Source organism: Maribacter sp. MJ134 (assembly GCF_003970695.1).
Lineage (GTDB): Bacteria > Bacteroidota > Bacteroidia > Flavobacteriales > Flavobacteriaceae > Maribacter.
Genome location: NZ_CP034570.1, coordinates 806,514 through 831,396, shown reverse-complemented (window position 1 = coordinate 831,396; position 24,883 = coordinate 806,514). Strand labels below are relative to the sequence as shown.

The window sequence follows — 24,883 nt, the reverse complement described above, 5'->3', positions numbered from 1 at the left end:
TCTGTTCCATCTGCATTTTATAGCTTTAAGCAAAATAGAATGCACATGAAATACCTACTTATCGTTGCGACGCTTCTCGCGATGCTTTCCTCATGCAAAACAGAGAAAAAAGAAGTTGTCAATAAAACGTCTATCAAGGCGGATACCGTGGCCATAACAGAACCAACGATTCCTTTTGTCTGGGACGGCGCTAATATTTACTTTCTTCTCACCGATAGGTTTTATAATGGAAACCCGGAAAACGACATCAATTTTGACAGAATCAATCCTAGCGGAAAACTACGCGGGTTTATGGGTGGCGATATTCAAGGAATCACGCAAAAAATAAATGAAGGCTATTTTACAAAGCTAGGCATCAACGCCATTTGGTTTACCCCGGTAATAGAACAAATTCATGGGGATACGGATGAAGGCACTGGAAATACCTATGGTTACCACGGATACTGGGCAAAAGACTGGACAGCCTTAGACCCTAATTTTGGCACGAAAGAAGATTTGGGTATGCTTGTAAAAACCGCACACAAGAAAGGTATCCGTGTACTAATGGATGTGGTTCTTAACCATACCGGACCTGTTACCGATAAGGACCCCGTTTGGCCCGAAGAATGGGTTATTACGGACCCCACTTGTGAATTTACCACCTATGAGAACACTACCAATTGTACTCTGGTAGATAATCTACCGGATGTGAATACCTTATCGGATGAAGCCGTTGAACTTCCGGATGCGCTCTTAGCAAAATGGAAAAATGAAGGTCGCTTAAGTGCCGAGTTAGATGAGCTACAGTTATTTTTTGACCGTACGGGCTATCCGAGAGCGCCAAGGTTTTATATTATGAAATGGCTTACGGATTACGTACATGAATATGGTATAGACGGTTTTAGGGTAGATACGGTTAAACACGTCAACGAAAATGTATGGGGAGAACTTTATAAAGAAGCTTCCTATGCCTTTGATACGTGGAAACGAAAACATCCGAACGCTGTTTTGGACGATAATCCTTTCTACATGGTCGGCGAGGTATACAATTATGGAATATCCGGAGGAAGAGCCTTTGATTTTGGTGATAAAAAAGTAGATTTTTTTAGTAACGGATTCCATAGCCTCATCAACTTTGAGCTTAAATATGATGCTGCAAAAGATTATGAAACCATTTTCGCTAAATACAGCAAACTTTTACATACAAAACTAAAAAACAAAAGTGTCGTCAATTACTTGGCATCACATGACGACGGACAACCTTTTGACCAAGAACGGAAAGAAGCCGTACGGGCAGCAAACGTTTTACTGTTAACACCAGGGGCGTCACAAGTGTATTATGGTGACGAGACGGCTAGAAATTTAGTCATCGATAGTACCCAAGGAGATGCCACCTTACGTTCTTTTATGAATTGGGACGAACTGGATAGCATTCCCAAAATACAGCACACTCTTGCCCATTGGAGAAAATTAGGACAGTTTAGAAATGCGCATCCGGCCGTGGGCGCAGGAAAACATAAAAGATTGGGTAAAAAACCCTATGTCTTTAGTAGAACGTATACCAACGGAGATTTTAAGGATAAGGTAGTTGTAGGTCTGGACTTGCCTAAAGGGAAAAAATCACTTTGGGTTAAAGGCTTTTTTGGGGATGGTACTAAACTTTACGATACCTATTCCGAAACGGAGGTTATGGTCAAAAATGGCAAGGTATTGTTAGAAAATGATAACGATATTGCACTTTTGGAACTGTTACAACCCTAAAACACCAAGAAACTAATAATTTGCCTAATAAACGACTTCTGAACGAAACCACCAGGGATTAGAAGAAAAGCCAACAGATATTTCAACCTAAGTGTCGGAGCATTTTTAATCTCGATTATCACTTAAAGATGAAGAATGACTTTCAGTAGAACTATATCAAAGTAGCGCTTACTTAAGTGCCTTATTTGTTAGAATGTAATGCAATCCTATTCCCTTCAGAATCTTTAAATAAGCCCATAAAACCATGTCCGTCTCCGATTTCCGTTTTTTGCTTTAAGACCGTACCACCAGCTTCAACCACCCTACCAAGTTCTTGGGACACATCTAAACAGGTAAAATAAATCAATGGACCATGAGTTTCACTGGGAGAATACATATCGTGCTGCACCAACGAACCAGAAGCACCCGTTTTTTCTGGAGACATAGGAAACCAACCCATGATAAAGCCGCCCAGCTCATGAACGGCAATAGCAATATCGAATACCGTTTCGTAAAATTTCTTTGCACGGTCCATATCCCTCACCGGAATTTCAAACCATCCTACCATATTTGTTTGCATAGGCTGATTTTCCAGTTGGGTTTTTAGGCTCTCTAGACCTTCTTCAAAATCTTTACCTACCATTTTATCCATGCTCATGAAAAGCATCATAATACTAAACGGAAACTTATTTTTCCCCGAAAAACCCCAAGTTACCTTACTCTTTCCTGAAGCAGTTTCCTCTAAATCCATGTAACAATCAGATTCTGACTTCCATGGTTTAAAAAAACGTAGTCTACCTTCAACGCGTTCGCCTTCCACAATCTTGGTAATCTCTTGTTCGCCCTCACCTACTTCTTTATTTCCGTTCCAATAACTTATTGCACCTACTTCACCATCTGTTCCAGTTAATTTTCGTTCCATATCCGGGTCTTTTTTGGCCCATGGAGACCATTCGCTTTGTTTATTAAGAAACTTCAAATACGGAAAGACATTAGCTTTAGGGCTATCTATTTCAATTGTTCTAGAAACATTGTAGGTCTTCGGGGCTATCAGCGCTAAAAAAATAATAAGCACAACGATGCCCAATAAAATATAAATTACTGTAGTCATTTGTTTATCAATTAGTTAGTGGTTGGGGTAAGATAGTGAATTTTCTATTTCGTTGCGTAATACCTTATAAGAATTTCCGAAATACTCTTAATGGATTTCTTGGTCCAATCTAATCGTTTTTCGTTTTTTTCATCATCCGTAAGGCCCCAAGGAAGATTCGTTTTTCTAAGCTTATCTCCTAAATTTTGAAGTATGATGGCAGCGGCAACAGAAATATTAAGACTTTCCGTAAATCCCAACATCGGTATTTTTAAAAATTCATCGGCACTTTCCATGACCTCTTCGCTAAGGCCATCTCTTTCGGTACCAAAAAAAAGGGCTACTTTACCTTCCATCTTAAAATCATCCAAAAGAACAGCATTATGATGTGGTGTCGTGGCAACAATTTTATATCCGTTAGATTTTAACTTTCCAATACAGTCTGCCGTATTCGTATAGCGATAAACATCTACCCATTGTTGGGCTCCCATAGCTATATTTTTATCCAGCCGTTTTCCGAACTTATGCTCTATCACATGGGCATCTTGTATTCCAAAAACCTCACAACTTCTAATAACCGCACTGGTATTATGAAGTTGAAATACATCTTCTATTACCACAGTGATTTGCTTGGTGCGCTGTTCTAGTACAGAAATAAAACGCTCTCGTCTTTCTTCTGAAAGAAAATTTTCTAAATACGACAAAAGATTTTCATCTATCATAAAACCAAGATAATAAAAAGTATATTTTTAACATAAAATAGAAATGTGAAGCAAATTGTAGTTCTAACAGGGGCAGGAATTAGCGCCGAAAGCGGATTAAAAACCTTTAGGGATGCCGATGGACTTTGGGAAGGACATGATGTCATGGAAGTTGCCTCACCACAAGGATTTGCCAGAAATCCTGAACTGGTATTAGAATTCTACAATCAACGCCGAAGGCAATTGTTGAAGGTTACTCCCAATGCAGGACACAAAGCTTTGGTACAGCTTGAAGAAAAATTTAAAGTAGACATCATTACCCAAAACGTAGATAACCTTCATGAACAGGCGGGCAGCGGTAACGTGCTGCACCTACACGGCGAGCTTTTTAAAGTTCGCAGTACGGCCGATGAAAATCATGTGCTCACCTGGAAAAAAGACCTTGTACTTGGTGATTTTGACGAAAACGGCCATCAATTACGCCCTCATATCGTTTGGTTCGGTGAAATGGTGCCTATGCTGGAACCTGCCATAGAAATTGTAGCACAAGCGGACATTGTTATTATTATCGGCACTTCTATGCAGGTGTATCCCGCAGCAAGTTTAGTTAACTATGCAAAATTAGGAACGCCTATTTATCTTATAGATCCCAAACCCAATGTAAACGAAAATGATTTTGAAAGTTTGACCATCATAGCCAAAACTGCTACCATTGGTGTACCTAGCCTGGTGATGCAATTAATAGACCATTAATGACGGCCGATACACTTACTGAAAAATTGAATGGTTCTAGATTGAACAAGAATCAAATTATGCAATTGGTCGATGAATTAAAAACGAGACCTGAACTTACAGCGGTTGTGTTAAAGGTCATTTATGAACAGGATAAACTCAGAAAAAACTTCAACGCGTGCTGGGTCTTTGACCATTTAATGCGCAAAAAACTAGATTACATATTGCCCAATATAAATATATTCATTGAAGGTTTAACCGTTATTAATTGGGAATCGACCCTTCGTCCTATGAGCCATGTTCTAGAAATGGTCAATGAACGATACTTTGTAAAAAAAGATGCTGCCTACATAAAAGCCATTACTTTTAAACAACAAGAAATTATGGCCGAAGTCTGTTTTGATTGGCTTATTGGCCAACATAAAGTAGCTACTAAGGTTTTTGCCATGACCAATCTATTTTATTTAGGTGAACGATTTGACTGGATACGACCTGAACTAAAAAAGGTTTTAGAACAAAGTTATGCCTCAGGTAGCGCTGGCTACAGGACACGCGCATGGATGATTCTCAACAGAATAAAGTAATTAAATGTGCTGAAGTATAGCTGAAGTCCATTTTTAAACTCTAGCAGTTATAGGTATCTTTGGCCTTTTCAATACAAACAAGCCATTTACATGACAGCTCTCGATGAATTAAATGCCATTTCTCCAATAGATGGTCGTTATAGAAATAAAACGGTGGGTCTAGCGCCCTACTTCTCTGAAGCAGCCCTTATTAAATATAGGGTACGGGTTGAAATCGAATATTTTATAGCGCTTTGTGAGATTCCGTTGCCACAACTTGCCCATTTTGACAATTCCAAATTTAGTGTTCTCCGTGAAATCTATAGCAACTTCGACACCAAGGATGCCGAGGATATCAAAGAGATTGAAAAGACCACGAATCACGATGTAAAAGCTGTTGAGTATTTCATAAAAAAGGCGTTCGACAAACTGGGGCTTTCCGCCTTTAAGGAATTCATTCATTTTGGCCTAACCTCTCAAGACATAAATAATACGGCTATTCCGCTCTCCATAAAAGAAGCCATGAACGAGGTTTACGTTCCTCAATATTTTCAACTACTCGAGAAGTTAGAGGAATTAACCGCAGAATGGGCTGCCATTCCCATGCTGGCACGAACACATGGGCAACCAGCTTCTCCCACACGTTTAGGAAAAGAAATATCGGTTTACGTAAAACGCTTAAAAGAACAGTTCAACCTCTTGAACGATATTCCTAGTGCGGCTAAATTCGGTGGTGCGACAGGAAGTTTTAATGCCCACAAAGTAGCCTACCCAACTATTGATTGGAAAAATTTTGGTAGCACTTTTGTTCAGGAAAAACTAGGGCTTCACCACTCCTTCCCTACCACCCAAATAGAGCACTATGACCATGTAGCGGCACTTTTTGATACGATGAAAAGAATTAATACGATTGTATTAGACCTAGACCGTGACTTTTGGACTTACGTGTCCATGGATTATTTTAAACAGAAAATAAAAGCCGGTGAAGTTGGTTCTTCTGCGATGCCGCATAAAGTAAATCCGATAGACTTTGAAAATTCTGAAGGTAACTTGGGTCTGGCCAATGCCATTTTTGAACATTTATCAGCCAAATTACCCGTATCTAGACTACAGCGCGATCTTACGGATAGTACCGTTTTAAGAAATGTGGGCGTACCATTTGCACATACCATAATCGCTTTTCAAGCCACTTTAAAAGGATTGAATAAATTACTGTTGAACAAAGATAAGTTTGAGCAGGATCTTGAAAATAATTGGGCTGTAGTTGCCGAGGCGATTCAGACTATTCTTCGACGCGAAGGATATCCTAATCCATACGAAGCGTTAAAAGGTCTTACCCGCACGAACGAGAAAATCAACCAAGAATCGATAGGAAACTTTATAGATACACTCGAAGTTTCTGAAACCATTAAAAAAGAACTGAAACAGATTACGCCAAGTAACTATACAGGTATATAGAACTTATATGTACCAGAAACAAAAAAAGACCGCTAATTAGCGGTCTTTTCAGTTGCAAAAACTATTCTTATTTGTTAATCTGAACCTCGTGTGGATAAGGAATTTCTATTCCCGCTTTATCCAAGGCTTCTTTCGTACCCTCGATTGTTCCAAAATAAACGTCCCAATAATCTTCTGGCTTACAGAAAGGTCTTACGGCAAGATTTACCGAACTATCCGCTAGCTCCTCTACGTTCACACTTGGTGCTGGGTCCTTAAGTACTAAAGGATTTGCCTCTAACATTGCTAAAAGTACCTCTTTTGTTTTTTTGATATCGGAACCATAATCCACGCCGACAGTTGTATCTACACGCATTTTACCTTCTGCGGTATAGTTAATTATATTTCCGTTGGCCATGGCACCATTTGGCACAATGGCAAGTTTGTTTTGTGGCGTTATCAATTTTGTAGTGAAAATCTCGATTTCCTTAACGCTACCCAATACACCTTGAGCTTCTACCAAGTCACCAATTTTGTATGGTTTAAAAATGATGATTAAAACGCCACCCGCAAAATTCGATAGCGAACCTTGAAGCGCTAGACCAATGGCTAAACCTGCGGCCGCTATTACCGCTGCTAAACTTGTTGTCTCAACGCCTAACGTAGAGATAACCGTAATGATCAAGAATATTGTCAGTGCCCATTTGGCAAGACTCAAAAGAAATTTCTGAAGGGATTTATCGTAGTCAGCTTTGGACATCGTGCCCCGCAGCACCTTCATTATCTTTTTAATTATCCACGAGCCGATAATGTAAATTACTACAGCTCCAATTAGCTTTGGGCCGAATTCGGTGATAAATTCAATTCCTTTATCAATCCATACTTTTGCGTCTTCCATGATAGTTTTCTGTTGTTTTAGTGTTAATATGATTTTTACAATTAGTAAGAAACAAAAATATCTAGAAGGTCACAAAATTAATGTGTCAATTACCGTACAAATTAAAAAATCCCGCTCCGTTTTGAACGAAGCAGGATTCTTTAAAAACCTGTAGTACTATTTTCCTTTGAAAAAATTACCTAAATCTCCAAGACCCTCGCCATTGAAATCAGATTTCTGTAAAGCTTGTAATAATTGAACGAAATGTGCTGGGTTCATTTCTTTTCCCAGTACACGTACAAGAGCAAAACCTGTTTCCTTGTTATCGCCAAATATAATAACCTCGTCTATGGCATCCTCTTCTCCCTTATAACGAATAGCGGCCTTACCGAACTCCGTGTTCATTTTCATTAATTCTGTATAATCGTCATTTGCCAAGATGGCCTTTACATTAGCTTTCTCCGTTTTGTAAGCAGCAACATTGTCCAAGGTTTTTTTAAAGGCTAGAATATTAAGTTTTTTTAAGGACTCAAAAGCACTTCTCTGTTCTGAGGTTAGTTCCGCTTCTTCTAAATTCAAAAGACTGGTAGGAATATCAAAAGACAAAAAATTTGGATTTTCCGAGTTGTCCACATAGTACTCCTGTAAGCTCTGTGTTGAAGAACAAGATGATACAATGACCAGCATTAACAAAAGACAGATTCTAATTATTTTTTTCATACCCATTAGCTTTACAATTCATTAAACCGTCCCGTTTAAGTAAGTTTTCTTAAACGGGACGTTCAATTTTTATTTATTTTCTGCCTGCCTTGTTTAAATCTTTGGGCAAATCCATTTTGTTGGTGATGGTGCCAATTTTGCTCAAATCAATATCGCCGGTTAAACTTACCAGAACAGTTTCTAATTTTCTGCCGTTATGTCCCATCTCAACATTATCCAATCCTGAAACGAACATTAATAGTTCTGACACGTGATCCTTCTTCTTTCCTTCCTTTATGTAAAACTTTACGTTTACATCCTTGTCCTTAACGCGCATTAACTCTTCTAGCTTAGAAGATTTTAAATACTTATTCACAGTTTTGGACATATCTGCAGATACCGCCGCATCTTCTGTCATAAAGACCTTGACCCGATTTAAACCGCTTGCCGCTTCCATAAATTCCTTGGCTTCAGCATCGTCACTCATCGCTCCTAACTTGGAGACTAGATCTATCATCCCTTTATTTACGATTACCGAACCCACTTGATCCATATCTTCATATTTATCAAAGATGGATTGAGAAAAACCAAATGTTGGCAAAAGGGCTATTAAAAATACTGCTACTACTTTTTTCATGATGTTGTTTTTTGATTTGTTATTGATGAATTATTAATAAAAAAGAGTCTTGCCAATACTGTTGTTTTACGATCAGCAATACCCATACGTTCTGCTTGTTATTGCTTTTTACCCGCTTTATTCAATTCTTCGGGTAAGTTCATTTTCCTTGTTAGGGAGCCTATTTTATTTAAGTCGATATCTCCTGTAAGGGAAAGTAATACGGTTTCAAACTTTCTTCCGTTAACGTCCATATCCACGTTTTTCATTCCGGTTACGAACATTAAAAGTTCGCTAACGTGATCTTCGTCCTTACCTTGTTTAATGTAGAACTTTACATTGGCTTCTTTATCCTTCACTCGCATTAGCTCTTCAAGCGAATTGGATTTTAAGTACTTGTTCATTGTACTCATCATATCTGCAGAGATACTTTTGTCCTCGGTAATAAAAACCTTTAAGTTCTTCAAACTTTTGGCGATATCCATAAAGTCTTGTGCTTCCGGATCATCGACTTCTACATCGATATTGGATAATAACCTGAACATACTAGAGTTTACCACTACCGCACTTACATTATCCAAATCTTCGTATTTATCGAACATGGATTGTGAGAATCCGGTATAGCACGCCATTGCCATTACTATTGTAACTATTATTTTCTTCATCATATTTACTATTAATTGTTGTTATAAATTTTTTGTTTTGTTTCTTCGAATTCATTTAAATAAGCTACTTTTTCAGTGCCTTTATTAAAATTAACGGCCAAGAGTGCAAAGGCTTTTTTTGTTTGATTGTAAGCCAACAAAGCTTTTTCTTGATCCGCAATTTGTTGTTCTCGGTAGTCATTACCAAAATAAACTCCAAATGCAAGAACTACTGCCGCAGCAACGGATGCCCACTTATATATATTATTTTTAGCTTTTAATGGGACCTGCCTTGTAAATCGTTCTTCTTTGGCTTTTGAAAAGTATTGAAACATGGGAGCATACTGCTCTAGATGCGTTGCTACACTTTCTTTAGAAAAATAGTCCCTAAGAGTTTCTTCTTCTGCAACTGTAGTAGTTGCTTCAAAATACTTTTCCAATAATTTCTCTATGTTATCCAATTCCATAACTATGTTTTTGCATTAGTTTTTCTCTTACTGTTTTTCTTGCTCTTGACAAGGCCACTCGTATTGCCGTTGGTTTCATGTCTAAAAGCGCTTCTATTTCATCATAATCGTATTGCTCAACATCCCTTAACTGCAATACCATCTTCTGTTGTTCGGGTAATTCTTCCATTATCCGCTCTACCCAGCTGACACTATCCCTTGCCTCTACCTGTTTTTGTAAAGAGGAATTATCATCACTATAATTGCTGTGTACCAATTTAAGGTTCCCTGCTTGCTTAGATTTTAATCGATCTAAACAAAAGTTCTTTGTCATTGTCATCGCAAAGGCTTCTACATTCTTATAGCTACCCATTGCTTTTTTCTTGGACCATAACTTTAAAAGAATTTCTTGCGTAGCATCTTCTGCCTCTTCGCTGGACACCAATAACCGTTTGGCCATTCTGTACAGCTTATCCTTAAAAGGCATTACCACATTTAAAAACTCCGTTTGTTTCATTTGTTGGTTCGGTTGCTCGCAAACCCATTCATTGGTCTACAAAAGGAAGACGACATTCAACGAATTTTGTTACAATAAATTTTTTTTAATACCATATGTAAGTAAATTTAACATCCTTACACTAAAGAATTACGTATCTATCGTAAGATTGTGACGGGAGCAATGAATTTTACCATTTCTGTATTCTGGAATAATTATTGCTTAAAATATTTATATTGCTAAAAAAAGAGATTTATGAAAAAGTACTTTTTATCACTCCTTGTACTCGGAGTCTGTTTCACTGCCTGTAATAAAAATGATGATGCTCCATTAGTGGAAGAAGTCATTGAGGAGGAGGAAGTTGTTGAAGAAAATCCCCAGGTGGTCAATATTGAGGCCCAAAACTTTATGTGGCAGGCCATGAATGCGTTTTATTTCTGGCAAGAAGACGTTCCTGATTTGGCAGATGATCGCTTTGCGACACAAGTGGCCTACGAAGATTTCTTAGAGGATGAGCCTAATCCAGAAGATTTTTTCTATCAAATATGTTATAATCATGAACGCGTGGTCGGTGAAGCTGCTGCCATAGACCGTTTCTCCTTTGCAGCGGAAAATTATAAGGATTTGGTGAGTAGACTTCAGGGAGTATCTAGAAGCAATGGTTTGGAATTTCAACTCTATCTATTTCAAGGTAGTGATGATGTATATGGCGTAGTTACCTATATCGCAAGAGATTCAGATGCCTCAACGAAAGATATCAAAAGAGGTGATATTTTTATCGGGGTTGATGGTCAAAGACTCAATAGAACTAATTTTAGAGATTTGTTGTTCGGTGAGAATACCACGTATACTTTGGATATGGCTGAAATCGTAGACAATAGTATTACCGAGAACAACAAGGAAGTTACTCTAACTAAGGTGGACAATTTTTCAGAAAATCCTATTCTTGTATCCAACGTATTGGAACAAAGCGGAATTAAAATCGGTTATCTTATGTACAATGGTTTCTTAGCCGCTTTTGACGAAGAACTGAACAATGTCTTTGGAAACTTTAAGTCAGAAGGTGTTCAGGAACTCGTGTTAGACTTTAGGTACAATGGTGGCGGTAGGGTCAGTACGGCAGTACAAATCGCAAGTTCTGTTTACGGCACAAACACGAATGACCTTTTCTTAAAGGCGAGGTATAATAATAAGATTCAATCTACTTTTGACCCGGGAGACGGAGAAACAAACTTTTCCAGCACTACTATAGATGGTTCCCCTATAAATGCATTAAATCTGCAACGGGTATATGTGATAACAACGGACCGCACTGCCTCTGCAAGCGAGCTCGTAATCAACGGTCTTGCACCGTACGTGGATGTTGTTCAAATAGGAACAACGACTACAGGTAAGAACGAATTCTCGATAACCTTTGTAGATGATTTAGAAAATAGTTATTTCTACGACCCTGATAGAGAAGCTAACATAAACCCTAATAACCAATGGGGAATACAACCCCTTTTGGGAAGAAACGAGAATGCTGATGGTTTTTCCGATTATACCTCTGGCCTAGTACCTAATTTTGAATTAGAAGAAGATATTTCTAATCTTGGCGTTTTAGGAGACCCTTCAGAACCCCTACTTGCTTTGACTATAAGCCGAATAACTGGAGAAAGCGGTAAAATTGATTTGACACCTGCTATGACCGCGAATACCTTATTTGGGTCCTATGACCTTAAAGAAAATACCAATGTTTCACTTATGGACGGTCTTATGCACTTAGATATGCCCAATAGAAAATAATAGTCTGTTCTAGACGTTACTTTTGTACAGGATAAATTAGTTGGAATTTTTCATGAAAAAATATTATTTCGTTTTACTGGTATTCGTTGCACTATCTTGTTCCAAGACCGATGAATTTGAAATACCGAATACTGTAGACCCAATTTCAGAGGAAGTGGCCGTCCAGGATTTTATGTGGAAAGCCATGAACTTTTGGTATTTCTGGCAAGATGAAGTTCCTGATCTGGCAGATGATAGGTTCGAGAATACTAATGAGGGCCGGGAAGCATACACTTCTTTTTTAGTCTCTGAGGAAAATCCAGCAGATTTCTTCGATGGGAAATTAAAATTTATAGAGGATCGATTTAGCTTCTACAATTCAGATTATCGTGAGCTTACAAACTCCCTGGCCGGTATCTCCAGAAGTAACGGAGTGCAGTTTGGCTTGGTACGGTTTGCTAGCGGTCAAAATCTTTTTGGATACGTGCGCTATATTCTCCCAAACTCGGACGGTGCTACCAAAGACATTCAACGAGGGGACTTATTTACCGGAGTAGACGGCCAGCCTTTGACAGAAGACAACTATATTGATCTTTTGTTCGGTGATAACAGCACCTACACTCTAAATATGGCAACATTTGTTAATGGTGAGGTTACACCCAATGATAGAGAAGTAGAGCTTACCAAACAAGAGGCGCTTGCTGAAAACCCTGTTTTCATTGCCAAAACTTTCGAGATCGGCAATGAGAAAATAGGCTATTTAATGTACAACAAATTCACCAACGAATATGATGATGATCTGTATGATGCTTTTGTTGCCTTTGAATCCTCCGGAGTAAATAATCTTATTGTAGATCTACGATATAATCCCGGTGGTTCGGTGAATACGACACGTTTACTAGCGAGTATGATTTATGGGACGAATACCTCAGATTTGTTCCTTAGAAAACGCTATAACGATAAGATTCAAGCACAGCGTTCAACAAGTCAGCTAGAGGTTTATTTCGCAGACCGCGTCGGCAGCAGAACCATCAATTCCTTAGAATTGCCTAAAGTGTATGTTCTGACCACGAGAAGTTCTGCATCTGCTAGTGAGCTCCTTATAAATAGTTTGGAACCCTATACGGATGTTGTTCAAATTGGCGATGTTACCAGAGGAAAAAATGAATTTTCAACAACCTTGGTAGACGACCGCGAAAACTCTTATTTGTATAATCCGTCCAGAGTAAATAAAATAAACCCTAATAATCAGTGGGCCATTCAACCCTTACTGGGCAGAAATGAGAATGCAGAAGGTTTCTCTGATTTTACGAGTGGTTTGGTTCCGGATATTGAGCAAAAAGAGGATTTAAGTAATCTTGGTACACTTGGTGACCAGAACGAACCTTTATTGGCCAGAGCCATTCAAGAAATAACAGGATTATCCGATAAGCGCAGCTTTACGGTAAAGACACCGATAGATATAATGGGTAGTTCACAAATGACAGAGCCGCTTCACAATAAAATGATAGACGATACCCACTATAACTTAAATTAGTCGGGACATATATCAACGGATTTAAAATATAAAGAGAGCGGCCATAGGCCGCTCTTTTTGTATTAAAAAAGTTTTGAAATTATAATCTTAAGCGCATTCCCAACCGTAGATTTCGTCCTTTTGTGGTAAAATCTATGACCTCAACATATTCTTCATTGAGAAGATTACTGATAGAGAAAAAGAAGCTTATCTTACTGTTCAAATCATGTTTCATATTGAAATCCAAAAGACCAAAAGATTCTAAATCCACCGTGGTGAAGGTAGCAAAATCGGTATCGGAACGCTCAGAAACATATTGGTACGCTAGTGAGAAGAAAGTACGCTCGCTGAAATCATATCCCACATTGGCGTTAATTTTGGTTTTAGGAATTCGCAAAGCTAAACCGTTATCGGCGTCCGTATAGGTATAATTTGCGCTTATATTCAACCTTTCTATTGGTTGCGCCTGCAACTCCACTTCAAGACCATTAAAATTTGCAGTCTCCGCTGCATTCCTGTACTGACTTTCAAAAGTAGTTGGGTCAATGGTAACAAACTGAATTCGTCCGTCTTCTTGTCTATCAAAATAGAGCGCACTGATCCTAAAATTATCAGAAGGTCTATACTCTATACCACCTTCCAAAGTTATATTCTCCTCTGGCGCCAACTCAGCATTAGCCCCAAAAGGTCCGTACAATTGCGATAGGTTGGGTGCAATGAACGAGGTAGCATAGGAACCTAGGAATTTGATGTATCCATCTGTGGTTTTGATAGTATAGGACGGATTAAAATTATAAATAAAGTTACTCCCATAATCGCTATGATTGTTTAAACGCGCTCCAATATTCAGGTTCAATCCAAAGTCACTGACAAAAACGGCATTGGCGTAAGGATCTGTACTGGTGGTATTTTCTTCTTCTGTAAAGACCGTAGTATTTTCAATGATATTAAGGCCTACAATGGTATAAAATTTGTCGCTAAAAGTATATTTATTGAATATATCCAGAACAAACGACTCCGAATCAAAAGCCGACGGAAAGCTGGACTTGAAACTCCTTGTTATCTGGTTAAAAGCACCTTTTACTTGAAAGCTTCCGTTATTATATCTATACTTTGATGCAAGGCCAAAACGAGATTGCTCACTTCTAAAACTAAAATCCGCATCTTCTACAGGAAAACCATTATCAAAGTCTGAATTTAGTTTATTGTAAAAGGCCGATGCGGTAATATCGAATTTTTCCGTGAATCGATAGCCTACGGAAAAGTTACCGTCTATTCTAGAAAAATCATCGGGCTCCTCTCCTATGGCAGCGGAAAGTCCGTCCGTAAATTGATGCCCTCCAGACGCAAGGACGGATAGTTTATCCTGCTTTGCCCTTAAGGTCACCGTATTCGAAAAATCAGAAATATTAGTATTCTGTTCCCCGGAAGATTGATTTGTACCAAAATTTGACAACACCTCTAGGGCGACACCCTCGTTCACTGCTTTTTTAGTGGTAATGTTGATGACGGCGGTAGCGGCCGAGTTTCCGTATAAAGTACTGGCAGCTCCCTTTAATATTTCAATACGTTCTATTTGTGAAGGATTAAGCAATCGCAAGTCATACTCGCCATTTACATTAGATGGGTCAGAGACCTGGATACCGTCAATTACGACCAATACCTGTCTATTATTTCCTCCACGGGCAAAAACGGAGATATTTTGGCCTGCAAAGCTTCTACTACCGTTTACTTCAATACCACTTTTAGTGTTGATGATTTCTGCAAGGGTTCTACCCTGATTTCGTTCCAGTTCCTTGGCTGATATTCTTACGACGGTTTTACCGGAGTTCTCACGTTTTAATGCAAAACGCGAATCACTTACCACAACTTCATCCAACTCTTGAAGTTTCATAGAGTCTTGTTGTTTCTCTTGTCTTTGTTCTTGTGAGAACATGCTAGCGCATAGCAAAGCCAGAGCGCCAAAGCCTAATAATCTTTTGTTCATTTTTAATCTCTTGTTCGAGCGAATAGTATGTCTGTACCCATACGTAAACCTTTATCCCGAAAGTTTAACAATAGTTTTTCGCTGCCATCGGCAGACTTATTTCTGGCAGGTCTCCTGACTTGTCTAAAGTTATTTTGCCTTCCCACCTTTAACGGCAGTGGCTTTAGAAGTAAATAACTCCCTCTTTAAAAGAGGTGCCAAAACAGATTTGGCATAAACTTACAGTTGCGGGAACAGCTCCGGAATTGCACCGGATTCCCTTTTAAGTCCATCATTAAAAAATAACGGACACCAAAATTCAAAACGAAAGTAAACATTTTGTTTAATCTTTCTAAGCAAAGGTGAAATAATACTACTTTTGAAAAATCAATTAAAATTTATTCTTTGAAACAAAACCTATTTTTGCTCCTTCTCCTCTTACATTTTGGTTGTAAGGACGTTCAAAAGGGCCAATTCCCCACACAAACTACGGTAGAGGAAGTTTCCGTAACCCATGCCAACGGTTTTACCATTGAAAAATCAAGAGACCTTACACTCATTAAAATAACATCCCCGTGGCCAGATGCGGAGTCGGTATTTACGTATGCGTTGATTCCAAAGGACAAATTGGCCGCAATGACCTTAAACAAAGAAGCCTACGACGCAATTGTTGGCGTTCCTATAGACAATATAGTTGTCACGTCCACTACGCATATACCAGCACTAGAGGCTTTGGGAGTATTGAATAAGTTATCAGGGTTTCCAGACACACAGTACATTTCCTCTGAGGAAGCTCGTAAACGAATTGATAATGGAGCTATTAAGGAATTGGGCAACAATGAATCCCTAAATACCGAAATGGTCATTGCCCTGAATCCGGAACTTGTTGTCGGTTTTGGAATAAATGCCCAGAACAAGGCTTATGAAACAATTTCGCGTTCTAATATTCCGGTCGTTTACAACGGAGACTGGACAGAAAATACTCCCTTGGGCAAAGCGGAATGGGTAAAGTTCTTTGCCCCTTTCTTTCAAAAAGAAAAAGAAGCAGCCTCCATTTTCAAAGAAATTGAGACAGCGTATTCGGCAGCAGAAGAAATAGCTAAAAAGGCTACCAGCGTGCCAACGGTGATGAGTGGGGCCATGTATAAAGACGTTTGGTACCTTCCTGGTGGCAATAGCTGGGCCGGACAGTTTATAAAAGATGCGAATGCCAACTATCTTTGGCAAGGAACACCTGAAACGGGCAGTCATTCCCTAAGTTGGGAAAGCGTACTCCAAAAAGCGGAGTCGGCCGATTTTTGGGTGGCACCTGCTCAATTTACCGCATATAAGGACATGAAGGATGCTAGCCCGCACTACCCCCAGTTTAAACCTTTTAAAGAAAGGCGTATCTATACTTTGCAAACACGCTTGGAGCAACAGGAGGTTTGCTGTATTATGAATTAGCTCCTCAAAGACCGGATTTGGTTCTAAAAGATTTGATACATATTTTTCATCCAGAATTGTTACCGGAACATCAACCCTTCTTTTTTAAACCGCTTGAATAATTGGAGTATCAAAGAACATATCGTTTTTCATTCCTCTTTTTAATCCTGTTATTAGGGCTTTGTTTTGTACTAAATCTTAGCTTGGGCTCTGTTTCTATTTCTTTATCGGATACAGTAAATGCGATTTTTGGAGGGGAATTAGAGGACGCTTCCTCCGCATACATCATTTGGAATTATCGTATTCCCAAATCCTGTACTGCCATTTTAGTTGGTGGGGGCTTGGCACTAAGCGGGCTTTTGATGCAAACACTTTTCAGGAATCCATTGGCCGGACCTTTTGTTCTAGGAATTAGTTCAGGAGCCAGTTTAGGGGCGGCCCTTCTTATTATGGGCGCTTCCTTTTTTTCCGGATTGGCGACGTTTGGCCTTGCCAACGACGTTGCGCTGGCAATCGCCTCTAGTGTGGGTAGTTTCTTAGTGCTGTTGGCCGTGTTGGTCGTAGCCTTGAAAATAAAGGATACCATGGCATTACTCATTATCGGTCTTATGTTCGGAAGTATTACTGCGGCTATCGTAAGTGTGCTTTCCTATTTAAGCAATGCGGAAAAATTACAACAGTTCATCTATTGGTCCTTTGGTAGTGTCGGCAACCTGTCCTGGTCGCAATTGGCGCTGTTGCTGGGCTTTGTTTGTTTGGGCGTACTGTTAAGTGTACTGTCTATTAAATCCTTAAACGGATACTTGCTGGGAGAGCATTATGCACAAAGTCTAGGTATTAACCTTAAAAAGTCACGTTATATCATCATCATCGCTACAGGATTGTTAGCAGGAAGTATTACGGCCTTTGCGGGTCCCATAGCCTTTGTAGGTTTAGCCGTACCTCATTTAACACGACAAATTTTTGATACAACTGACCATAGAATATTGGTGCCCGCCGTGCTCGTTTATGGAGGAATCATTTTATTAATTTGCGATATGGTTGCGCAACTTCCCGGTTCGGTGAATGTACTACCTATAAACGCTATAACCAGTATCATCGGTGCGCCAGTGGTTATATGGTTATTATTGCGTAGTCGAAAAATGGTATTTTAAATAGTTGTTAGTTGCTAAAAAAATAATTCATTAAAACAAAAGTGAAACATAGCGCCTTAGATGTAAGCGATTTGTCCATTGGCTATAAATCCATATCCATTTGCGATAATATGAACTTTCAACTTCAAAAAGGAGAGCTTACCGCAATCGTTGGTATCAACGGTATTGGTAAATCCACCTTGTTACGGACCCTTGGCAATTTTCAACCTAAAATTTCAGGAAGCATCAAAATAAACGGCAAGAATTTAGAGGATTATGATCCGTTAACTTTGGCCTCTAAAATCAGTGTGGTCCTGACAGAACCGATTGCCTCAAAGAACCTTACAGTACAGGAAATCATAGCGTTAGGTAGACAACCCTATACCAATTGGCTGGGCAAGCTATCCTCCAACGATCTTCTAAAAATTACCGCGGCTATTGAGATGTTGGAGCTTACAAATTTGAAACATCAAAAGTGCTATGAACTAAGCGATGGACAATTGCAACGCGTACTCATTGCCAGAGCTTTTGCCCAGGATACGGATATGATACTACTGGATGAGCCCACTTCCCATTTAGACTTGTATCACAAAGTTCAAATCTTGAAATTGTTACAATCCATTGCGCACCAAACTCAAAAAACAATTCTATTCACAAGCCATGAGATAGAAATGTCCATACAGCTCTGTGATAAAATGGTAATTCTGGATGGTGCTAAAAACCCTTTTGAACAACCTTGTACACTTATCAAAAACAAGGCTTTTGAGCGTCTTTTTCCTTCAGATACCGTAACTTTTGATTCCGCTACGGGAGCTTTTCGTATTCAGAAGTAACCTGTATCTTTACTACGGTTTTTAGAACACACCATGAACGAGACATTGCTTTATATACTAATTGCCCTTGTTTTCCTTGGAATAGGCTATTTTCTTGGGAATTACATCCAAAATTTAAAGACTAAATCTAGCCAGAGTGCCCTAGAGGAACGGGAGCAGCAAATGCATAATAATCTTACCGTCTTAGAGCAGCGTTTACGGGATACGGAAGAACAAAAAATACATTTACAGAACGAGAAAGAACAGCTCGGCAATCAAATAGTTCGTTATCAGGCCGATATGGAAAACCTTCAGCTCAAGAACAGAGAGCAAAAAGAAGAGGTAGAAAAACTGCAGGAAAAGTTTACTAAAGAATTTGAGAATCTTGCCAATAAAATATTGGAAGAGAAGAGTTTAAAATTTACAGCGCGAAACGAAAAAAATATAAAAGACATCTTAACCCCCCTTAATGAGAAGATTCAACTCTTTGAGAAAAAGGTAGAGGAAAGTCAAAAAGAGAACATCAGCATTCACTCAGCGCTCAAAGAGCAACTCTTGAACCTTCAGACCCAAAACCTGAAAATTACCCAAGAGGCGGAAAACTTGACCAAAGCCCTTAAAGGCGATAGTAAAATGCAAGGGAATTGGGGCGAGCTGGTGTTGGAACGGGTGTTGGAAAAATCCGGTTTGGAGAAAGACAGGGAATACACCGTGCAGCAAAGTTTTACCAGAGAAGACGGCTCCCGCGTACTTCCAGACGTTATCATTAACCTGCCAGATGGTAAGAAAATGATTGTGGATTCCAAGGTTTCCCTAACGGACTATGAGCGATACATTAATGCGGAGGACGATTTACAAGAGAAATATCTAAAAGACCACATCAATTCATTACGAAGACATGTGGACCAATTGTCCGCCAAAAAGTATGAAGATTTGTATGAAATGGAGAGTCCGGATTTTGTGTTGATGTTCGTTCCTATAGAACCTGCATTTGCTATTGCGATAAATAATGATAATAGCCTGTATAACAAGGCTTTTGAACAAAACATTGTCATCGTTACTCCATCTACCCTACTCGCTACCTTGCGTACCATAGATAGTATGTGGAACAATGAAAAACAGCAGCGTAATGCTATTGAAATTGCAAGACAGGCCGGAGCCCTCTATGATAAGTTTGAAGGCTTTGTAGGGGACCTGACCAAAGTTGGTAAAAAAATGGACGATGCCAAAGCCGAATATAAAGGTGCCATGAACAAACTGGTCGAAGGTCGTGGAAACATCGTTACGAGTATTGAAAAACTTAAAAAAATGGGCGCCAAGGCTAAAAATCCATTCCAGACCCTATTTTGAAACGTGCCCAAGAAGATGATTTTGCGGAAGAAGAGCCGAAACTAAAATTATAATATGAAAAAAATACTATTCCTATTTATAGGCGGACTCTTTGTGCTGCTAGCCGCATACTACGCATTTATTTATTTTGTGCCCTATAGCGAAGGGGTACGTTCTGGAGAGTTAATTAAAATAAGTCATAAAGGCGTCCTCGTTAAGACCTGGGAGGGAGAAATTAGTCAGGGTATCTCTGGAGCCCAGATTTTTGCGTTCTCCGTCTTGGATAAGGATAAAAAAGTTATTGAAAAGCTAAAGAAGTATCAAGGACAATACGTTAAAGTAAACTATACAGAACGCTTTGCTACTTTTATGTGGTTAGGAGATACCAAATATTTTATTACCGACGTGGTACCCGAAAATTCACCTCATTTTAACAACTAATGGAACAATTTAAAAGCGCAAAGGCATCTAGAGTTTCAATTACCGAATTAATGCTACCCTCCCATTCCAATTTTGGCGGGAAAGTACATGGCGGACATATTCTGAATCTTATGGACCAAATCGCCTTTGCCTGTGCCTCCAAGCATTCTAGGCGTTATTGCGTAACGGCTTCGGTGAATCGCGTAGATTTCCTAAACCCCATTGAAGTTGGAGAGCTGGTCACCCTAAGGGCATCTATTAATTATACCGGAAAGACTTCTATGGTCGTAGGTGTACGTGTAGAATCGGAAAACATTACTACGGGCAAAAAGAAGCACTGTAATTCCTCTTACTTCACTATGGTAGCCAAAGATGAAGAAGGCAATAGTGTAGCCATTCCTGGACTATTGGTAACCGATGCGCAAGGTGTACGACGTTTTGCTAGAAGTAAATTCCGAAAAGAATCGGCCTTTAAAAGAGATACCAAGTTTGATGAAAACAATTTTAAAGTTGATGAATTTCTTGCCGTTCTAGCTTCTGAAAATTGCAAACTTAATCTCCCTTAACCCCTGAAGCCGCACTATGGTCTAAAAACCATACTAAATTTCCCGACTCAGGGTTTACGAGACTTGCCGGATAACTTTTATGTTCCCCAGTTTTGCTTATGATTTCGGTTACTTTTTCTGCTTTACTTTCGCCCGTTACTAAAAAAGCGACTTCCTTGGATTTATTGATCACCTTTCCATTAATGGAAACACGCTCTTGACCAGAATCTGGATGCGTAGCCACAACACAATGATCCTCAGCATGCCATAGCGCTATTTCATGCGGAAAGATAGAAGCTGTATGTCCGTCATCACCCATGCCCAAAATCACCAGGTCAAACTGAGGTATCCCATCTACCCTATCCAAGTTAATCTCCAAAAGATTTGCATAGCGCATCGCCTCTCCCGTTGGATTATTCTCTCCCAAAACACGATGAATATTTTCTTCTGGCATAGTAATCTTAGAAAAAAGATGGTCTACCGTCATTTTATAATTGCTCTGTTCATCCGTGGGTGGTACACAACGCTCATCACCCCAATAAAAATGGATTTTACTCCAATCAATTTTAGCTGCATAATCGGAAGCTAACCTATCAAAGACAATCTTTGGTGTACTTCCTCCTGATAATGCAATATGCACCGTTTCTTTCGCAGCCACAAAATCCGCTAAGTAGCTGGAAAATTCTTTTGCGACTTCGTTTTTATCCTTGTAAATCTTTAATTCCATTTCAAACTTTTTAAAAACCAGGTTTCGACTCCGCCAAACCAGAAATTCAACTTAACTAATCTGTGGACACTCCTCTTTACTCCTTAAATTAGCAAAGCACGCAGAAACCAGGGTCATCCGTCAAATTAGGACCTGGATTTCTCCACGAACCTATTCCGTCAATGAGTTCATCCGCATTTTCAGGTCCCCAAACACCGGCAGCATAACCATACATACGTACGTCCTTTCCGTTCTTCCAGTAGTCCAGAATAGGGTCTACGAATTCCCAAGCCGCCTCTACTTCATCTGCTCTGGCATACAAGGTCGCATCTCCTTGCATGGCATCCAAAAGCAAGCGTTCATAGGCCTCCATAACTTTTGTTTCTGCTAGGCTATCATAATAAAAATCAAGATTGGCGCGCTCCACCTTGAAACCTTGTCCCGGAACTTTCACCCCGAACTTTACCAAAATACCTTCATCTGGCTGTATGCGTATGATCAGTTTATTATCCTTGTTGTGCATACCGGTATCCTGAAAAATTTGATGATGCGGCGTCTTAAAATGGATGACCACCTCTGTGGCTTTAGTGGGCATTCTTTTGGCGGTGCGCACATAGAACGGAACATCTTTCCAACGCCAATTATCCACATAAAATTTAATGGCAGCATAGGTCTCCGTTAAGGAATCTTCCGCTACACCTTCTTCTTCCCGATATCCCTTGACCGCCTTACCATCTATGTTCGAGGCCATATATTGGGCTCTAATGGTATGGTCGTGCAGGGTTTTAGCATCCTTCATTATTCGTAAGGACTTTAATGCCTTTACTTTCTCATTACGGATTTCTTCTGGCTGATCGCCTATTGGTGGTTCCATGACCACCAACGATACTATTTGTAACAGGTGGTTTTGAAACATATCCCGTAATGCACCGGACTTGTCATAGTAACCGCCTCTTTTCTCAACACCCACACTTTCCGCATTGGTTATCTCCACATGGTGTATATAGTTCCTGTTCCACAATGGCTCAAAAATACTATTCGCAAAACGGGTAACTAACAGATTTTGAACGGTCTCCTTGCCCAAATAATGATCGATCCTGTAAATCTGATTTTCCTTAAAATACTGTTGCAGACCATTGTTCAATTGTTGGGCCGTCTCTAGGCTATAGCCAAAGGGTTTTTCAACAATTAGTCGTTTCCAACCGTTGTTTTGCGTACTTAAACCGGCATCGAAGAGACTCTTGGCAATGGATTCGTACAAGGTTGGAGGTGTGGACAGGTAATACATAATGTTCCCTTCTGTCTTTTTCTTATCGTTCAGTTCATGAATACGTTTTTTTAGACCTGAATAATCTCCGTCATAAGTGTCACCCAAATCCTCATAAAAGAATTTAGAAGCAAAAGTCTTCATCTTCTTTTCAGAAACATCCTTACTCTTTTCTTTGAGGTATTCACTTTCTAGGACTACCTTATCTCGAAACGCTTCATCGCTCATATTACTGCGGCTCGCCCCTAGAACCACAAAATTTTTGGGTAGCTGGTCGGCTTTGAAGAGGTTAAAAAGGGCAGGCACTAATTTTCTGGCCGTTAAATCGCCCGAAGCGCCAAAAATAACCAACATCTGGTTTTGTTTTTTTTTCATAAAGGAACATCTTATTCGCGTATAAAAGTATCGAAAAGAAAAGGCAATAGCAATGAGTTTATGGTAAGATAATCCCCTGTAAAGATATTTTCGTTTATTTTTGATTGAATAGAATTTTATTTTAAACAAGTAGTATAATATGGAGCAGAAATATGATTTTGGATTGGTAGGATTGGGTGTAATGGGCAGAAACTTTATCCTCAACGTTGCAGATAACGGTTTTACCGCCTTTGGTAATGATTTGGATACGGAAAAAGTAAGTGCGCTTATTGAAGAGGGGGGTGACAAAACTAAAGTGGACGCCACGACCGATGCCAAGGTTTTCATCAATGCACTGTCCAAACCCCGTAAAATTATGCTTCTGGTCCCTGCTGGGAAGGTGGTGGATATTGTTATAGAAAACCTGCTTCCAGATTTGGAGGAAGGCGATATTATTATAGACGGTGGCAATTCTTTCTTTACCGATACGGACAGACGCGAAGCGTATTTATCCGAAAAAGGAATTAACTTTTTTGGGGCTGGCGTGTCCGGTGGTGCAAAAGGGGCAAGAAAAGGACCTAGCATCATGCCCGGGGGCAATAAAGAAGCTTATCAGCATGTAAAACCTATTTTTGAGGCCGTATCCGCCAAGTACAAAGATGAGCCTTGTGTAGCCTATCTAGGGCCAAAATCTGCAGGAAACTATGTGAAGATGGTGCATAATGGTATTGAATACGGATTAATGCAGCTGACCTCGGAAATTTATGATGTACTCAAAAAAGGAGGTGACTTTTCCAATGATGAATTGCACGCTACCTATGCCAAATGGAATGCAGGTCGCCTACAATCTTTTCTGGTAGAAATAACCTCTGAAATATTTGAACAGGAAGATGATTTGGGTGATGGACGACTCGTTGATAAAATACTGGATAAGGCGAAGCAAAAGGGAACTGGAAAGTGGACCAGCCAAAACGCGATGGATTTAGGTATCCCTGTACCTTCTATAGATGTGGCCGTAAGCATGCGTGAAATTTCCGCTCTTAAGGATGAACGCATTAAAGCGGATGCGCTGTACGACCGACCCAAAGTGGCACATATGGACAAGGCCAAACTGGAGAAATTAAGTGAAGAGGCACTTTACTTTTCTTTTATCATTACTTATGCGCAAGGCCTTCACCAACTTGCAGATGCTTCCAAAGAATACGGGTACGAACTGGATATTGCGGTAATTGCCAAAATATGGCGGGCAGGTTGTATCATCCGTGCCGGACTTTTAGCAGATATCACCGATGCGTTTAAAACGGATGCCAAATTACCTAACCTGTTGCTTTCCCCTACCTTTGTTAAGAAGGTTCAAGGTACCGTTGATGCGGCTCGTGAACTGGTAGCTTATGGCGCAACGAACGGAATACCCTTACCGGGACTTTCCAATTCACTAACTTATTTTGATGCCTATACGTCTTCCAGACTACCGTTGAATCTTATACAAGCACAACGCGATTATTTTGGCTCGCATACCTATGAGCGATTGGACAAAGAAGGTGTATTTCATACGGAATGGAAGGATTAAAGAGAAAATTAGCAAAATGCCTAAAACCGATTAAATAAGGTTGCGTGTTAAATTCC

Annotated in this window: 23 protein-coding genes, 1 pseudogene and 1 riboswitch; of the genes and pseudogenes, 13 read left to right on the top strand and 11 right to left on the bottom strand. The window is 39.6% G+C overall.

The window, feature by feature from the left end:
* The first annotated feature begins 45 nt into the window (after window positions 1-45).
* Window positions 46-1,740 (top strand): alpha-amylase family glycosyl hydrolase, encoded by a 1,695-nt coding sequence (locus tag EJ994_RS03525; RefSeq protein ID WP_126591224.1) that lies wholly within the window; start codon window positions 46-48, stop codon window positions 1,738-1,740.
* A gap of 181 nt (window positions 1,741-1,921) precedes the next feature.
* Here the strand turns inward: EJ994_RS03525 and EJ994_RS17745 are convergent, their stop codons facing one another.
* On the bottom strand, window positions 1,922-2,830 hold the full coding sequence (locus EJ994_RS17745) for a VOC family protein (protein WP_317128095.1): 909 nt from the start codon (window positions 2,828-2,830) through the stop codon (window positions 1,922-1,924).
* Window positions 2,831-2,874: 44 nt separating this feature from the next.
* Window positions 2,875-3,531: a TrmH family RNA methyltransferase gene (locus EJ994_RS03510; RefSeq protein WP_126591223.1), complete on the bottom strand. Its 657-nt coding sequence runs from the start codon at window positions 3,529-3,531 to the stop codon at window positions 2,875-2,877.
* 45 nt (window positions 3,532-3,576) lie between these two features.
* Here EJ994_RS03510 and EJ994_RS03505 point away from each other — a divergent pair, with 45 nt between their 5' ends.
* The 3 genes from EJ994_RS03505 to purB all read left to right on the top strand — a co-directional run bounded on the left by EJ994_RS03505 (window position 3,577) and on the right by purB (window position 6,263).
* On the top strand, window positions 3,577-4,263 hold the full coding sequence (locus tag EJ994_RS03505; protein ID WP_126591222.1) for an SIR2 family NAD-dependent protein deacylase: 687 nt from the start codon (window positions 3,577-3,579) through the stop codon (window positions 4,261-4,263).
* A complete protein-coding gene (locus tag EJ994_RS03500; RefSeq protein ID WP_126591221.1) occupies window positions 4,263-4,826 on the top strand; it encodes a hypothetical protein in 564 nt (187 codons plus the stop codon). Before EJ994_RS03505 ends, EJ994_RS03500 begins: the two co-directional genes overlap by 1 nt.
* Before the next feature lie 90 nt (window positions 4,827-4,916).
* Window positions 4,917-6,263, top strand: a complete 1,347-nt coding sequence (gene purB, locus EJ994_RS03495; RefSeq protein ID WP_126591220.1) for an adenylosuccinate lyase — start codon at window positions 4,917-4,919, stop codon at window positions 6,261-6,263.
* A gap of 67 nt (window positions 6,264-6,330) precedes the next feature.
* On the opposite strand, the gene EJ994_RS03490 is transcribed toward purB, so the two are convergent.
* The 6 genes from EJ994_RS03490 to EJ994_RS03465 all read right to left on the bottom strand — a co-directional run bounded on the left by EJ994_RS03490 (window position 6,331) and on the right by EJ994_RS03465 (window position 10,041).
* The gene (locus EJ994_RS03490; RefSeq protein WP_126591219.1) at window positions 6,331-7,140 is read right to left on the bottom strand and encodes a mechanosensitive ion channel family protein; all 810 of its coding nucleotides are present in this window, start codon (window positions 7,138-7,140) and stop codon (window positions 6,331-6,333) included.
* Between the two features lie 156 nt (window positions 7,141-7,296).
* Window positions 7,297-7,839 carry a DUF4252 domain-containing protein gene (locus tag EJ994_RS03485; protein WP_126591218.1) on the bottom strand — a complete coding sequence of 181 codons (543 nt, stop codon included), beginning with the start codon at window positions 7,837-7,839 and terminating at the stop codon, window positions 7,297-7,299.
* A gap of 73 nt (window positions 7,840-7,912) precedes the next feature.
* Entirely contained in the window at window positions 7,913-8,455 is a 543-nt protein-coding gene (locus EJ994_RS03480) for a DUF4252 domain-containing protein (RefSeq protein ID WP_126591217.1), read from the bottom strand.
* A 98-nt stretch (window positions 8,456-8,553) separates the two neighbouring features.
* Window positions 8,554-9,099, bottom strand: a complete 546-nt coding sequence (locus tag EJ994_RS03475) for a DUF4252 domain-containing protein (protein ID WP_099574896.1) — start codon at window positions 9,097-9,099, stop codon at window positions 8,554-8,556.
* A gap of 11 nt (window positions 9,100-9,110) precedes the next feature.
* Window positions 9,111-9,545: a hypothetical protein gene (locus tag EJ994_RS03470; protein WP_126591216.1), complete on the bottom strand. Its 435-nt coding sequence runs from the start codon at window positions 9,543-9,545 to the stop codon at window positions 9,111-9,113.
* On the bottom strand, window positions 9,532-10,041 hold the full coding sequence (locus EJ994_RS03465; RefSeq protein WP_126591215.1) for an RNA polymerase sigma factor: 510 nt from the start codon (window positions 10,039-10,041) through the stop codon (window positions 9,532-9,534). The genes EJ994_RS03470 and EJ994_RS03465 overlap by 14 nt, the downstream gene beginning before the upstream one ends.
* Window positions 10,042-10,275: 234 nt before the next feature.
* On the opposite strand from EJ994_RS03465, the gene EJ994_RS03460 reads away from it, so the two are divergent.
* Window positions 10,276-11,805, top strand: a complete 1,530-nt coding sequence (locus EJ994_RS03460) for a S41 family peptidase (protein ID WP_126591214.1) — start codon at window positions 10,276-10,278, stop codon at window positions 11,803-11,805.
* Window positions 11,806-11,857: 52 nt separating this feature from the next.
* Window positions 11,858-13,321 (top strand): S41 family peptidase, encoded by a 1,464-nt coding sequence (locus EJ994_RS03455; protein ID WP_126591213.1) that lies wholly within the window; start codon window positions 11,858-11,860, stop codon window positions 13,319-13,321.
* 79 nt (window positions 13,322-13,400) lie between these two features.
* Here EJ994_RS03455 and EJ994_RS03450 read toward each other — a convergent pair whose 3' ends face one another.
* A complete protein-coding gene (locus tag EJ994_RS03450) occupies window positions 13,401-15,287 on the bottom strand; it encodes a TonB-dependent receptor plug domain-containing protein (protein WP_126591212.1) in 1,887 nt (628 codons plus the stop codon).
* Between the two features lie 86 nt (window positions 15,288-15,373).
* A riboswitch (cobalamin riboswitch) is annotated at window positions 15,374-15,598 on the bottom strand.
* Between the two features lie 73 nt (window positions 15,599-15,671).
* Here EJ994_RS03450 and EJ994_RS03445 point away from each other — a divergent pair.
* From EJ994_RS03445 to EJ994_RS03420, 6 genes and pseudogenes are all read left to right on the top strand, one after another.
* A complete protein-coding gene (locus tag EJ994_RS03445) occupies window positions 15,672-16,712 on the top strand; it encodes an ABC transporter substrate-binding protein (RefSeq protein ID WP_317128094.1) in 1,041 nt (346 codons plus the stop codon).
* A gap of 101 nt (window positions 16,713-16,813) precedes the next feature.
* Window positions 16,814-17,845 (top strand): FecCD family ABC transporter permease, encoded by a 1,032-nt coding sequence (locus EJ994_RS03440; protein WP_126591211.1) that lies wholly within the window; start codon window positions 16,814-16,816, stop codon window positions 17,843-17,845.
* Window positions 17,846-17,886: 41 nt separating this feature from the next.
* Window positions 17,887-18,657: an ABC transporter ATP-binding protein gene (locus tag EJ994_RS03435; protein ID WP_241240843.1), complete on the top strand. Its 771-nt coding sequence runs from the start codon at window positions 17,887-17,889 to the stop codon at window positions 18,655-18,657.
* A 33-nt stretch (window positions 18,658-18,690) separates the two neighbouring features.
* Window positions 18,691-20,039: pseudogene (gene rmuC / locus EJ994_RS03430) on the top strand (DNA recombination protein RmuC).
* A gap of 1 nt (window position 20,040) precedes the next feature.
* Entirely contained in the window at window positions 20,041-20,406 is a 366-nt protein-coding gene (locus EJ994_RS03425; protein WP_099574886.1) for a 6-phosphogluconate dehydrogenase, read from the top strand.
* Entirely contained in the window at window positions 20,406-20,951 is a 546-nt protein-coding gene (locus tag EJ994_RS03420) for an acyl-CoA thioesterase (RefSeq protein WP_099574885.1), read from the top strand. Before EJ994_RS03425 ends, EJ994_RS03420 begins: the two co-directional genes overlap by 1 nt.
* Here EJ994_RS03420 and pgl read toward each other — a convergent pair.
* Window positions 20,938-21,657, bottom strand: a complete 720-nt coding sequence (gene pgl, locus EJ994_RS03415) for a 6-phosphogluconolactonase (protein WP_126591210.1) — start codon at window positions 21,655-21,657, stop codon at window positions 20,938-20,940. The genes EJ994_RS03420 and pgl overlap by 14 nt on opposite strands.
* Window positions 21,658-21,745: 88 nt before the next feature.
* Complete coding sequence (gene zwf / locus EJ994_RS03410) at window positions 21,746-23,278, bottom strand: glucose-6-phosphate dehydrogenase (RefSeq protein ID WP_126591209.1); 1,533 nt, start codon at window positions 23,276-23,278, stop codon at window positions 21,746-21,748.
* Window positions 23,279-23,417: 139 nt separating this feature from the next.
* On the opposite strand from zwf, the gene gndA reads away from it, so the two are divergent.
* Complete coding sequence (gene gndA, locus EJ994_RS03405) at window positions 23,418-24,827, top strand: NADP-dependent phosphogluconate dehydrogenase (protein ID WP_126591208.1); 1,410 nt, start codon at window positions 23,418-23,420, stop codon at window positions 24,825-24,827.
* The last annotated feature ends 56 nt before the right edge of the window (window positions 24,828-24,883 follow it).

Bases quoted from the DNA above. Each gene is read 5' to 3' on its own strand.
- EJ994_RS03525 (WP_126591224.1), top strand. From the start codon at position 46: ATGAAATACCTACTTATCGTTGCGACGCTTCTCGCGATGCTTTCCTCA.
- EJ994_RS17745 (WP_317128095.1), bottom strand. From the start codon at position 2,830: ATGACTACAGTAATTTATATTTTATTGGGCATCGTTGTGCTTATTATT.
- EJ994_RS03510 (WP_126591223.1), bottom strand. From the start codon at position 3,531: ATGATAGATGAAAATCTTTTGTCGTATTTAGAAAATTTTCTTTCAGAA.
- EJ994_RS03500 (WP_126591221.1), top strand. From the start codon at position 4,263: ATGACGGCCGATACACTTACTGAAAAATTGAATGGTTCTAGATTGAAC.
- purB (WP_126591220.1), top strand. From the start codon at position 4,917: ATGACAGCTCTCGATGAATTAAATGCCATTTCTCCAATAGATGGTCGT.
- EJ994_RS03490 (WP_126591219.1), bottom strand. From the start codon at position 7,140: ATGGAAGACGCAAAAGTATGGATTGATAAAGGAATTGAATTTATCACC.
- EJ994_RS03485 (WP_126591218.1), bottom strand. From the start codon at position 7,839: ATGAAAAAAATAATTAGAATCTGTCTTTTGTTAATGCTGGTCATTGTA.
- EJ994_RS03480 (WP_126591217.1), bottom strand. From the start codon at position 8,455: ATGAAAAAAGTAGTAGCAGTATTTTTAATAGCCCTTTTGCCAACATTT.
- EJ994_RS03475 (WP_099574896.1), bottom strand. From the start codon at position 9,099: ATGAAGAAAATAATAGTTACAATAGTAATGGCAATGGCGTGCTATACC.
- EJ994_RS03470 (WP_126591216.1), bottom strand. From the start codon at position 9,545: ATGGAATTGGATAACATAGAGAAATTATTGGAAAAGTATTTTGAAGCA.
- EJ994_RS03465 (WP_126591215.1), bottom strand. From the start codon at position 10,041: ATGAAACAAACGGAGTTTTTAAATGTGGTAATGCCTTTTAAGGATAAG.
- EJ994_RS03460 (WP_126591214.1), top strand. From the start codon at position 10,276: ATGAAAAAGTACTTTTTATCACTCCTTGTACTCGGAGTCTGTTTCACT.
- EJ994_RS03455 (WP_126591213.1), top strand. From the start codon at position 11,858: ATGAAAAAATATTATTTCGTTTTACTGGTATTCGTTGCACTATCTTGT.
- EJ994_RS03450 (WP_126591212.1), bottom strand. From the start codon at position 15,287: ATGAACAAAAGATTATTAGGCTTTGGCGCTCTGGCTTTGCTATGCGCT.
- EJ994_RS03425 (WP_099574886.1), top strand. From the start codon at position 20,041: ATGAAAAAAATACTATTCCTATTTATAGGCGGACTCTTTGTGCTGCTA.
- EJ994_RS03420 (WP_099574885.1), top strand. From the start codon at position 20,406: ATGGAACAATTTAAAAGCGCAAAGGCATCTAGAGTTTCAATTACCGAA.
- pgl (WP_126591210.1), bottom strand. From the start codon at position 21,657: ATGGAATTAAAGATTTACAAGGATAAAAACGAAGTCGCAAAAGAATTT.
- zwf (WP_126591209.1), bottom strand. From the start codon at position 23,278: ATGAAAAAAAAACAAAACCAGATGTTGGTTATTTTTGGCGCTTCGGGC.
- gndA (WP_126591208.1), top strand. From the start codon at position 23,418: ATGGAGCAGAAATATGATTTTGGATTGGTAGGATTGGGTGTAATGGGC.